Source organism: Olleya sediminilitoris, from assembly GCF_016785945.1.
Lineage (GTDB): Bacteria > Bacteroidota > Bacteroidia > Flavobacteriales > Flavobacteriaceae > Olleya > Olleya sediminilitoris.
Window position 1 is genome coordinate 23,372 of the sequence record NZ_JAEMEF010000006.1, and the last position, 12,194, is coordinate 35,565.

At 31.2% G+C, this 12,194-nt stretch carries 13 protein-coding genes; 10 read left to right on the plus strand and 3 right to left on the minus strand.

What is annotated here, in order from left to right; translation table 11 throughout:
• The first annotated feature begins 11 nt into the window (after nucleotides 1-11).
• The 3 genes from JAO71_RS08410 to priA are packed head-to-tail and all read left to right on the plus strand — an operon-like array spanning nucleotide 12 to nucleotide 3,892.
• Entirely contained in the window at nucleotides 12-983 is a 972-nt protein-coding gene (locus JAO71_RS08410; RefSeq protein ID WP_215906978.1) for a YihY/virulence factor BrkB family protein, read from the plus strand.
• 2 nt (nucleotides 984-985) lie between these two features.
• Nucleotides 986-1,405, plus strand: a complete 420-nt coding sequence (locus tag JAO71_RS08415) for a DUF2147 domain-containing protein (RefSeq protein WP_028291326.1) — start codon at nucleotides 986-988, stop codon at nucleotides 1,403-1,405.
• A 33-nt stretch (nucleotides 1,406-1,438) separates the two neighbouring features.
• Complete coding sequence (gene priA, locus JAO71_RS08420) at nucleotides 1,439-3,892, plus strand: replication restart helicase PriA (protein ID WP_116824441.1); 2,454 nt, start codon at nucleotides 1,439-1,441, stop codon at nucleotides 3,890-3,892.
• A 56-nt stretch (nucleotides 3,893-3,948) separates the two neighbouring features.
• Here priA and JAO71_RS08425 read toward each other — a convergent pair whose 3' ends face one another.
• Nucleotides 3,949-4,644: a LytR/AlgR family response regulator transcription factor gene (locus tag JAO71_RS08425; RefSeq protein ID WP_028291328.1), complete on the minus strand. Its 696-nt coding sequence runs from the start codon at nucleotides 4,642-4,644 to the stop codon at nucleotides 3,949-3,951.
• 205 nt (nucleotides 4,645-4,849) lie between these two features.
• On the opposite strand from JAO71_RS08425, the gene rpsF reads away from it, so the two are divergent.
• From rpsF to JAO71_RS08445, 4 genes are all read left to right on the plus strand, one after another.
• Nucleotides 4,850-5,188: a 30S ribosomal protein S6 gene (gene rpsF, locus JAO71_RS08430; RefSeq protein ID WP_054850638.1), complete on the plus strand. Its 339-nt coding sequence runs from the start codon at nucleotides 4,850-4,852 to the stop codon at nucleotides 5,186-5,188.
• Between the two features lie 2 nt (nucleotides 5,189-5,190).
• Complete coding sequence (gene rpsR, locus JAO71_RS08435; RefSeq protein ID WP_028291330.1) at nucleotides 5,191-5,487, plus strand: 30S ribosomal protein S18; 297 nt, start codon at nucleotides 5,191-5,193, stop codon at nucleotides 5,485-5,487.
• Between the two features lie 13 nt (nucleotides 5,488-5,500).
• On the plus strand, nucleotides 5,501-5,944 hold the full coding sequence (rplI, locus tag JAO71_RS08440) for a 50S ribosomal protein L9 (protein ID WP_054850639.1): 444 nt from the start codon (nucleotides 5,501-5,503) through the stop codon (nucleotides 5,942-5,944).
• Between the two features lie 134 nt (nucleotides 5,945-6,078).
• A complete protein-coding gene (locus JAO71_RS08445; protein WP_203000217.1) occupies nucleotides 6,079-9,231 on the plus strand; it encodes a TonB-dependent receptor in 3,153 nt (1,050 codons plus the stop codon).
• Nucleotides 9,232-9,317: 86 nt separating this feature from the next.
• Here JAO71_RS08445 and JAO71_RS08450 read toward each other — a convergent pair whose 3' ends face one another.
• On the minus strand, nucleotides 9,318-9,692 hold the full coding sequence (locus JAO71_RS08450; protein WP_028291333.1) for a hypothetical protein: 375 nt from the start codon (nucleotides 9,690-9,692) through the stop codon (nucleotides 9,318-9,320).
• 14 nt (nucleotides 9,693-9,706) lie between these two features.
• Nucleotides 9,707-10,030 (minus strand): roadblock/LC7 domain-containing protein, encoded by a 324-nt coding sequence (locus JAO71_RS08455; protein WP_028607086.1) that lies wholly within the window; start codon nucleotides 10,028-10,030, stop codon nucleotides 9,707-9,709.
• A 217-nt stretch (nucleotides 10,031-10,247) separates the two neighbouring features.
• Here JAO71_RS08455 and JAO71_RS08460 point away from each other — a divergent pair, with 217 nt between their 5' ends.
• The 3 genes from JAO71_RS08460 (at nucleotide 10,248) to JAO71_RS08470 (ending at nucleotide 12,189) form a co-directional block, all read left to right on the plus strand.
• Nucleotides 10,248-10,622, plus strand: coding sequence for a hypothetical protein (locus tag JAO71_RS08460; RefSeq protein WP_203000219.1), 375 nt, complete (start codon nucleotides 10,248-10,250; stop codon nucleotides 10,620-10,622).
• A 150-nt stretch (nucleotides 10,623-10,772) separates the two neighbouring features.
• Nucleotides 10,773-11,717: a glycerophosphodiester phosphodiesterase family protein gene (locus JAO71_RS08465; RefSeq protein ID WP_203000221.1), complete on the plus strand. Its 945-nt coding sequence runs from the start codon at nucleotides 10,773-10,775 to the stop codon at nucleotides 11,715-11,717.
• A 4-nt stretch (nucleotides 11,718-11,721) separates the two neighbouring features.
• Complete coding sequence (locus JAO71_RS08470) at nucleotides 11,722-12,189, plus strand: DUF6495 family protein (RefSeq protein WP_028291337.1); 468 nt, start codon at nucleotides 11,722-11,724, stop codon at nucleotides 12,187-12,189.
• Nucleotides 12,190-12,194 lie beyond the last annotated feature (5 nt).

Consider the following 12,194-nt stretch of genomic DNA (forward strand, 5'->3'; position numbering starts at 1 on the left):
AAATATATTTGATGCCAGAAACAATAGAAGAGGAGCTGATTAAAGAACAAATGGTGGAAGAGCAGTTAAAAGAAAAATTGCTAAAAATACCAGTGCTTAATATTTTAATCAAACTACTAAGTAAAGTCAAGCTTCCAGGATTAGTAGGATTATCCTTATATGACTTATTAGAGCTTTACATCATAGGTATTGCAAAAGGAGCCCTAACAGCACGTGCAAGTGCAATTGCCTATAGTTTTTTTATGGCATTGTTTCCGTTTTTGTTATTTGTTATTATTGTTATTCCTTACGTGCCAATAGACGATTTTCAAACAGATTTTTTGATGTTTTTAGAGTCCTTTTTACCTCCAACAACATCAGATTTTTTCTCTGATAATATCTTTAATAACATTGGAGGTAACCAAAGTGGTAGTTTAGTGTCATCAGTTTTTTTGTTGTCTATATTCTTGATGGCCAATGGTATAAATGCTTTGTTTTCAGGTTTTGAAAATTCATACCATCAAATTCTTACAAGAAACGTTTTTAAACAATATATTTACGCTTTAGGTGTGGCATTAATTTTGTCTATACTATTAATGTTAACAGTAGCCTTTTTAGGATATTTTAATATTTATGTATTAGACAATTTAAAAGATCATGGTTTTATAGAAAAACGTCAAGTTAGCATCTGGAGCACTTTAGCACAATATGGCTTTTTTGTGTTAATGGTATATCTAGCAACAGCAGTATTGTATTACTTTGGAACAGCAGAAGGGAAGTCTTCAAGGTTTTTCTCGGTTGGTGCCTTATTTACTACAATATTAATTATGGTAACCTCGTTTTTATTTGGAATCTATATCGAAAATTTTGCCAAATATAATGAGCTTTACGGTTCCATTGGAGCCATTTTAATCTTGTTGTTTTATTTATGGTTAAACGCCAATATCCTTTTATTAGGATTTGAGCTAAACATGTCATTAAAGCAACTCCGTAAAAATTTTTAATTATGAAAAAAAGTATTTTAGTATTAGCCGTATTTTTAATCAGTTTATCAACTCAAGCGCAAAGTATATTTGGGCAATGGACAACAGTTGATGATGAGACTGGAGCCAAAAAATCTATTGTAGAAATCTACAAGAAAGATGGAAAAGTATTTGGTAAAATAGTTAAGATTTTTGATCCTGCTAAACAAAAAAATCTTTGCAAAAAATGTAAAGGAGAAGATTACAACAAACCAATTTTAGGATTACACCTTATTAAAGATATGACTAAAGATGGTAAGTATTACAAACATGGATCAATCGTAGATCCGCAAAACGGAAAAGTTTATGACTTACGTTTAGCTGTAACAGACGAGGACAAACTTCAAGTTAGAGGTTACATAGGGTTTTTATACTCGACGCAATATTGGGAACGCGTACAATAACACCCAATAATTAATCAAAAATATACGCATCCATTGCATTTTATAGATGTCATCCTTCCAATTCCTTTACAAAATCGCTTTACGTATAGTATAACGCAAGCAGAAAGTGGTTTTTTAAAGGAAGGAATGCGTGTTTCCATCCCTTTCGGGAAATCCAAAATTTACACAGGTATTGTAGCAGCAATACACCAAACCAAACCATTAATATACGATGCTAAGCAAATACATCAAATATTAGATGACACACCAATTGTAACTCAAAAACAATTGCAATTGTGGCAATGGATTGCAAAATACTATATGTGTACAGAAGGTGAAGTCATGCGTGCAGCTTTACCTAATGCTTTTTTGCTTGAAAGCGAAACTATTATTAGTAAAAACAATGCTATTCAATTAAATGAAACCGAGTTAAAAGACGACGAATATTTAATTTACGAAGCATTGCAACATCAGTCTTCACTTAAGATTCAAGATATATCTAATATATTAGATAAAAAAAATGTGCTTCCTGTAGTAAAACGTTTGGTAGAAAAGGAAGCTATAATTTTAAACGAAGAAATTTACGATAAGTATAAACCTAAATACGTTAGATACGTAAAATTAACCCAAGCTTATACTTCCCAAGATAGTTTAAATCACTTATTAGAAAACTTAAGTAGCAGAGCCACAAAACAACGCGATGTTATTTTAACTTTATTTTCAATAGCAGCAAAAACTAAAAAACCTGTAAAAGTAGCTGATGTAGTTGCAGAAAGTAATGCAACATCTTCTACAATAAAAACATTGATAGATAAAGGTATTTTAGAAGATTATCATATACAAATAGATCGTGTGGTTTATGAAGGCGAAGACAATGAAGCCTTAAAACAATTAAACCAGTATCAAACCGAAGCTTTGCAGCAAATACAGCAAAGTTTTAAAACCCAAAATGTGGTTTTACTTCATGGTATTACTTCTTCAGGTAAAACCGAAGTCTACGTAAAACTAATAGAACAAGCTTTATTAAATAATCAACAAGTATTGTACTTATTGCCAGAGATAGCTTTAACCACACAATTAGTGACGAGGTTGCAAAATTATTTTGGAGAGCAAGTGGCTGTGTTTCATAGTAAATACTCGGCTCATGAGCGTGTAGAGGTCTATAATCAAGTGCTTAGTAATTCCGCGAAAGCGAAAATAGTTTTAGGTGCTAGATCATCTATATTTTTACCATTTAGTGATTTAGGATTAATAATTGTGGATGAAGAACACGAGTCTTCCTTTAAACAATTTGATCCTGCGCCAAGATATCATGCACGTGATGCTGCAGTAGTTTTAGCTTCAATATTTAAAGCTAAAACGTTGTTAGGTAGTGCAACACCAAGTATTGAAAGTTACCATAACGCACAACAAAAAAAATATGGTTTAGTTAACATCAATAGACGCTATAATAATGTCCAATTACCAGATATAGAATTGGTAGATATTAAGGATAAGCAAAAGCGTAAAAAGATGAAAGGTCATTTTTCGGATAGATTAATTGAAGAAATGAATGAAGCCATTAAAGAAGGACATCAAATTATATTATTTCAAAATAGAAGAGGATATTCTCCAATTGTAGAGTGTAACACTTGTGGTCATTCTCCGCAATGTCCTAACTGCGATGTAAGTTTAACGTATCATCAATATCGTAAACAATTGCGTTGTCATTATTGTGGTTATAATAGTGCAATGTTAATTAAGTGTATGGCTTGTGGCACACCTGGATTAGATACGAAAGGTTTTGGTACAGAACAAATAGAAGCTGAGGTTAAATACATTTTTCCTGATCTTAAAGTGGGTCGTATGGATTTAGATACTACACGTGGTAAATTTGGTTATGAAAAAATAATTACAGCTTTTGAACAAAAAGAAATTGATGTTTTAGTTGGGACACAAATGTTAACTAAAGGTCTTGATTTTAGAAACGTAAAATTGGTTGGTATAATGAATGCCGACAATATGTTGAATTTTCCAGACTTTAGAGCTCATGAACGTAGTTTTCAGTTAATGCTTCAAGTGTCAGGAAGAGCAGGACGTACAGAAAAACGAGGAAAAGTATTAATACAAACCTATAATCCGTATCACAAAATATTACAACAAGTCTCAACTAATGATTATGTTGGTATGTTTAAAGAACAGTTGGAAGAGCGTTATAATTATAAATATCCACCATTTTACAGATTAGTAAAAATCACATTAAAGCATCGTGATTATAATAAAGTAGACATGTCTGCAGACTGGTTGGCAAAATCATTAACGCAATTGTTTAAACATAATGTTTTAGGACCAGAGTTTCCTCCAATTTCAAGAATTAGAAATCAATATCATAAAAATATTTTAATTAAAATACCTCAAGGACAACCTTTAGGGAAAACAAAAGAAGCCATTAAAAAGGTGCAAACGTCTTTTGAAGCTATTGGTAATTTTAAAGGTGTCAGGATTGTGGTAAATGTAGATAATTACTAAACAAAAAAAGCCTACTTGAATAAGTAGGCTTTTTTTTAGGGCTTATATTTTGTTAGTTAAATACTATTTAAAGCATCAACTAATTGTGTTTTTTTGTTTCGGCTTAAAGGTATTTCATAGGCACCAACTTCAACATTTTTACTATTAAATCTATCTACTTTGTCAAGGTTAACAATATAAGATTTATGGATTCTTAAAAACTTACCTTCTGGTAATTCGTGTTCAAATGCTTTCATTGTAGATAAAACAACAAGACTTGTATCTTCGGTCACTAACTTAACATAATCACCAAGTGCTTCAATCCATTTAATGTCTCTAATGTATACTTTACGTTTTTTTAGGTTACTTTTAACAAAAATATGCTCGCCTTCTTCTTGGTTAAAATCAAGTTTAAGTTTGTGTTGCTCTACAGCTTTATCAACCGCTTGACTAAAACGTTCTCTAGTAATTGGTTTTTGTAAATAGTCAGTAGCATCATAGTTAAAAGCTTTAAATGCATATTCTGTTTTACCTGTTACAAAAACAATCTGAGGTTTATTATTTAATACATCTAATAACTCAAAACCATTAAGTACTGGCATTTCTATATCTAAAAATATAAGATCAACCTTGTGTGTGTTTAATCCATTTTTAGTCTCTAAAGCACTGCTGTATTCCGCAATTAGATTTAGATGATTGTTATTTTCAATTAGCTTTACAATAGATAGTCTTTGTATTGCTGAATCATCAACTACTACACAATTTAATATCATAGTATATTTTTTAATAGGTTAATTTATCGACAATAGTACAAAAAATTCGGATTAAAACCAAAAAACATCGCTTAAATGTAAAAATTAACATTTTATTTATCATGTGTTGAATGTTATTTATTGATATGGATAAAAAACAATTTGTGAGATTAAATAAAAAGAAGTATTTTTGCACTCATTTTTAACACAAATAAATTAGATTTTTATGAATCATTATGAAACTGTTTTCATCTTAAATCCCGTTTTATCTGAGACACAGATAAAGGAAACAGTAAAGAAATACGAAGATTTTCTTGTTTCTAGAGGAGCTAAGATGGTATCAAAAGAAGATTGGGGACTTAAAAAGTTAGCTTACCCAATTCAAAACAAAAAAAGTGGATTTTATCACTTATTTGAGTACCAAGTAGAAGGAGAAGTAATTAATCCTTTAGAAGTAGAGTTTAGACGTGATGAGCGTTTTATGCGTTACTTAACTGTTGCAATGGACAAACATGCTGTATCATGGGCAGAACGTAGAAGAGTTAAATTAAAACAAAAAGCGTAATCATGGCAAGTATAGATCAACAAGCAAAAGGAAAAAAAGAAGGAGAAATCAGATATCTTACTCCTTTAAATATTGAAACTAACAAGAATAAAAAATATTGTCGTTTCAAAAAGTCTGGAATCAAGTACGTAGATTACAAAGATGCAGATTGGTTATTAGGTTTTGTTAACGAGCAAGGTAAAATTTTACCTAGACGTTTAACAGGTACCTCTTTAAAGTATCAAAGAAAAGTGTCTGTAGCTGTAAAAAGAGCACGTCATTTAGCTTTAATGCCTTACGTAGCAGATTTATTAAAATAAAAATAGCATAACAATGGAACTTATATTAAAACAAGACGTTGAGAATTTAGGATTTAAAGACGATGTTGTAACGGTTAAGAACGGTTATGGTAGAAACTTTTTAATCCCTACAGGACATGCAGTTTTAGCAACTAACTCTGCTAAAAAAGCATTAGAAGAAACTTTAAAGCAACGTGCTTTTAAAGAAGCTAAAGAAGTTGAAGAAGCTAATAAAGTTGCTGAAACTATCAAAGCTTTAGAAATTAAAATACCTGCTAAAGTTGGACAAGGAGACAAATTATTTGGATCTGTTAACAACATTGATGTAGCAGAAGCATTAGCTAAAGAAGGTCAAAGTATAGATAAAAAATTCATTTCTGTAACTACAGTAAAACGTTTAGGTAAGTATACTGCTGCTGTACGTTTACATAGATCAGTAAATGTTGATTTAGAATTTGACGTTGTTGCACAAGCATAATTTGTAATTTGTTAACAAAAAGTTAATAAATTACTTCTAAATATTAAAGCTACTCATATCGAGTAGCTTTTTTTATGTTAATTTTGTAAGATATTATGCACGCATAATATGTTTATAACATAACACACAACAACATGAAAAAATTACAATTAACTATTACTTTATTGTTATTCGCAGTTATGAGTTTTGCTCAAGTTACTACGTCTAATATCAAAGGTTTAGTCACAGACGACTCAAATGTCACCTTATTTGGTGCTAACATTGTCGCTGTACATGGTCCAACAGGTACTAAGTATGGTGCAATTAGTAATGTAGACGGTAGATATAACCTATTAAATCTTAGGGTTGGAGGACCTTATACGGTTACTATTTCTTACGTTGGATTTACAGATAAAACTTTTGAGAATGTTTATTTAACTTTAGGTAAAACAGCAAACCTAGATGCAACAATGAATACTAGCGAAGAGGCGTTAGATGAAGTTGTAGTTACAGGCTCATCTTCAGGTACTTTTGGTAGTGATAGGACAGGAGCCGAAACTAGTGTTGGAAGAAGAGAATTAACAAGATTACCTACAATTTCAAGATCAGCTTCTGACTTTACAAGATTAGAGCCATCAGCTTCAGGAAACTCTTTTGGAGGAAGAAACGATCAGTTTAACAATTTTACTTTGGATGGAGCTGTATTTAATAATCCATTTGGATTAGATGCTGCAACTCCAGGTGGACAAACAGACTCTCAGCCAATTTCTTTAGATGCAATTGACCAAATTCAAGTGTCATTAGCACCTTATGATGTTACCTTGTCTGGGTTTACAGGTGCTGCTGTAAATGCAGTTACTAAAAGTGGTACTAATGAGTTTCATGGTACAGTTTACGGTTTTACTAGAAACGAAGATATGACTGGAGGAAAGATAAAGGGAGAAGATGTTTTTCAATCTGACTTAAAACAAAACCAATATGGTGTAAGTTTAGGTGGACCAATTATAAAAAACAAATTATTTTTCTTTGCAAACTTTGAAAAAGATGAACGTTCTGATTTAGGTACAAACGGTTTTGCTCCTAATAGAGGCACAGGTGCTATTAATGAAACTCGTGTTTTAGAGTCTGATTTAATAACTGTTCAAAATGGGTTAGCTAGTATTGGATATGATACCGGAAGATATGAGGGCTTTAATTACGATTCTAACTCTACTAAAGGAATATTTAAATTAGATTGGAATATTAGTGACAATCATCGTTTAGCTGTAATTTACAATTTTTTAAATGCGTCTAAAGAAAAACCTGCACATCCATCTGCTTTAGGATTTAGGGGACCAAGTTTTGCTACCTTACAATTTGAAAACTCAGGTTATGAAATTAATAATAATATAAATTCAGTTCAATTAGAATTAAATTCAACATTATCAAGTCGTATTACTAATAAATTACAAGTTGGATATACTCATTTTGATGATTTTAGAAACCCTTTGTCATCTCCAATGCCTGCTTTTAGAATATTAGATGGAGCAGGAACCAACTATATTGTTGCAGGGCATGAACCCTTTTCAATTAATAATAAATTAGACCAAAAGGTTTTACAATTTTCTAATAATTTAAATTATGTTAAAGGAGATCACACTTTTACAGCTGGAGTATCTTATGAAAAATTTGAATTTGATAATTCATTTAACCTAGGTGCTTATGGTTATGGTTTTGGACCAGGTCAATACCCTGAGTATCCAGATGGTGGTTATGTAGGTGCTTTTTATGGTGATTTTGCTGATATTGAAGCGTTTAACACTGCTATTTCTAGCGGTATGCTAGCAGATGCTATGGCTAATGCGCAAAATGTTTATGATACAAATACAAATAATGACAGTTGGGCTTTAGCAGAAACTAATGTTGGTCAATTTGCTTTTTATTTACAAGACGAATGGAATGTTACTGATAATTTCAAATTAACTTATGGAGTAAGATTTGATAAACCATTGTTCTTTGATTCTTCTACAAAAGCTCAAGAGGTAATTGATAGAGCATGTTGTTATTCTCCAGATATAGAGTATATTAATCCTAATACAGGAGAAGGCGTATTTTTAGATAATACTAAAATGCCTTCTAATAAATTTTTAATTTCACCAAGAATAGGTTTTAATTATGATGTGGAAGGAGATAATAGTTTTCAAGTCCGTGGAGGAACAGGTTTATTTACAGGGCGTTTACCATTTGTTTGGTTAGGTAACCAAATTGCTAACCCAGAAGTTTTCTTTTACCAGATGGTGGATCCTGATTTTAAATTCCCACAAGTATGGAGAACTAATATTGGTGCTGATTATAGATTTGATAATGGTATTGTTGCTACGGGAGATATTTCTTACACAAAAGATATTAATGGAGCACACGTACAAAATTGGGGATTACGTAATCCATCTGGTACTTTAGGTGCACCAGGTGATAATAGACCTGTTTATACAGATGCAGATATAATTAATAATGCCTATGTATTTACAAATTCTGATAAAGGACGTATTTGGAACTTTACTGCTAAAGCTCAAAAAACATTTGATAACGGATTGTATACTAGTTTGGCTTATAATTATTTGAATTCAAAAGACGTTAACTCAATTGAGGCAGAAATTACAGGAGATGCATTTGCTTTTAATCCTGTAGTTGGTAATGCAAATGATGATGTATTATCCTATTCTAAATATGGTGATACACACCGTTTTATTGGTGTTGCTAGTAAAAATTTTACCTATGGAGATGACAAATGGTCAACTACAATTTCTACTTTTTTCGAGTACGCTCAAGGTGGACGTTTTAATTACACTTACGGAGGAGATTTAAATGGAGATGGTTCGGCATTAAATGATTTATTATATGTTCCAACTGCTTCAGAATTACAAAATATGCAATTTTCAGGAGCTGGTCAAGCAGAAGCTTATGAAGCGTTTATCCAACAAGATGATTACTTAAGTGAGCGTCGTGGTGATTACGTAGAGCGTTACGGAGCATTAGCACCTTGGAGAGGTCGTTGGGATCTTAAATTATTGCAAGATTATAATTTTAATGTTGGTGGAGGTAAAACAAATACAATTCAATTAAGCTTAGATGTTTTAAACATTGGAAATTTAATAAATAGTGAATGGGGAGTTGTACAACAACCAACATCTGTTCAACCTGTAGGTGTAGATGTTGATGCTTCAGGAGTACCAACATATACATTTACTGGAGTTACTGAAACTTTTTCATATGATACAAGTTTATTATCAAGATGGCAAGCACAATTTGGAGTTAGATATATTTTCTAACATTTAAATAGACAGATTTTATAAATAAAAAAGCGGATAATTCTAATTTAAGAATTATCCGCTTTTTCTTTAGTAAGAATTTAAGCTTATAATTGGCTTACAATTTCTTTCTTATATTTTTTAAGTAATGCTCTAGTCATACCTAAGTTTGCCTTGTCAGAATCAACAGCTAAGTAAATAAAATACTCACCGTTTTCAGATACATCAATAATGTGTATTTGACTGTTAAGTGTAATTAAAATATCTTGGATGTTAGCATCAAGGTCTAAAGCTTTAATTGCATTTTTCTTAGCTTTAACAACCTCAAGGTTAAAAGCAGATGCGATTTCAGGATCAAAAGTAGGAGAGTTAGAGTGTGATACATAACATACACCAGAGCTAACCTCTGTTACAGATACAGCAATGTAACCTGGTACATTTGATTTAATATCCTCTGTGAATTGTTCTAGAAAGTTTGACATAATTGATTTGTGGTTTATTTATTAATATTTAATGAATTCATTTGTTTAAGTAGTAGTCCAAAACGCGAGATGTTATCGGACGCTAATAAAATTAAATTATCAGAGTCTAATTTATTAACAACCACAAAGTTTTCTTCAGACCTAGCTATTAACTGATTTAGATTACTACCTGTAATATCTTTAAGTAAGTCATTACACATAGCAAAACTTGTTTCAGTCATTAGTGCTAAATTATTAGAATGTTCAGTGTTAATAGAGTCTATTACATTACCGTCTTTATCAGCAAGTATAGCAGTAATAGCTCCAGTATCTTGAAGTAATTGTTGTAGGTTAATCATATTTAAATTTGGTGATAAGGTCGCAATGTAGTATTTTATTACATTTTGCAAAGTTAAATTATTACTAAATACTACACATATAGATTAAGTGTTTGTTTTTAGCGATTAAAAGCGGGTTTCGAATAAGGTAAAGATGCTTTTTAATCACACATAAATAGGAGTTTAGCTAAATATTATTTAAAATTGCAAATTCAAAACTATAACCCAAGTTTAAAATATGAGCTTAAAAGAAAAATCTAGAGAAGAATTAGTAGACATCTTAGAAAACCGAAAAAAAAGATTTGAGGCAAATAAAACAGGGCTAAAAAACTATAAGGAAGAGGTAATACAAACTATAACTGAAGAAGCTGATCCAGTAATTGAAGCGATAGAAGTTGCCGAAGTACCTGTTGCTGAAATTTTAGAAATTGAAAACCAAGACATCGTTTTTGAAAAGGTGAAACCGGATGAAGTTGAGAGTAAAATTGAAACAGAAACAGATAAAATTGACAGCGATTCTAAAGCTTCAGGGTTTGATCCAACAGCATCAGGTGCTAATAAAACATACAACGCACGTATGAAAAGCGGTTATTTTGGAAGAAGAAGACGATAAACAATACAGATAGTCATTACATAAAATAATTCTATTGATATTTAAAATCTAGAATTGCAGACTATATAAAACTACAATATATTATGTAAATTTGCGCTCCTTTTAAGGAGCGCATTTTTTTTTAATCATTTGTTACAAAATCTATTTTAAATGAAATTATTTTATCGCTTTTGCGGAAATCAGGCCATCAAACAGTTAATTTTATTAGTGTTTTTAATAAGCGTAGTGTCTTGTAAGGATGCAAAAGAAGATGTATCTAACACTACCGAAACTAATACTGAAACCAAAGCACAAACAGAAAAGCAATCAGTATTAATTGAAACTTTTAAATATAATCCAAAAGACGATCTAATTATAAGTGTACATCGTGGAGGTAAAGGTTTAAAGCACTATCCAGAAAACTGTCTAGAAACTTTAAAATATGTCAATGACAGCATACCTGCAATTTATGAGATTGACGTCGCACAAACCAGAGATAATGTATTAGTCTTAATGCACGATAACACTCTTGAGCGTACAACAACAGGAACAGATAGATTAAACAAATATACTTATGAAGAGCTTCAAGCCTTTAATCTAGTTGATGATTATGGAAATGAGACTACATTTAAAATTCCAACATTAAAAGAGGTTTTACTTTGGGCCAAACAAAATAATGTAGTGTTAACTTTAGACAAAAAACGTAGTGTATCTTTTGATGCAATTGTAGCATTAGTAAAGCAGGTTGAAGCAGAAGATGTTTCAATACTTATCACCTATGATATCAAGCAAGCAACAGAAGCTTACGGATTAGCACCAAATTTAATGTTATCGGTTTCTGCTAGAAACCAAAAAGAATTAGATTGGTTATTACATTCAAAAATACCAACACAAAATATGCTGGCTTTTACAGGTACAAAATTATCACCAAACCAGTTTTATAAAACCGTACAATCGCATGGTATAAAAACAATGTTAGGGACTTTAGGTAACCTTGATAAACAAGCCAAAGCTAAAGGAGAAGTACCTTACAAAGTTTGGAGAGATAAAGGTATAGATTTGTTTGCAACAGACAGACCATTTGACGTTGCAAAAGCATTAAATATAACAAAGTAACATAATGAAGTATTCAAGACTTACAAAAGAACAATTTGAAGAATTGCATCAAGAATTTATAAATTTTTTAGCCACACAATCTATCACAGCAGAGGAGTGGGCCACTATTAAAACAAAACAACCAGAAGTAGCAGAGCAAGAATTAGATGTTTTTAGTGACTTGGTTTGGGAAGGTGTTTTAAAATCAGTTAAATATGTCGAGCAAATATCAGCTCAAAATATACATCTTTTTAGTTTTAAAGAAGATCATATGCACGTTATTGGTATTAAAATAGATGGACCAATAGATGTGACCACAAAAGATGGATTTAATTGGCTTCGTGAGAATTTAATGGATGAAACCGTAACTTTTACACAAGGTAAAAAAGACTATTCTGAAGATAAAAACTTAGATAAATTTAAGTTAATCCAATCAGGAAGCGCTATTACAAAAGGCGAACTGTATGAGTATATGAATACGTTAATTAACTAAATCAA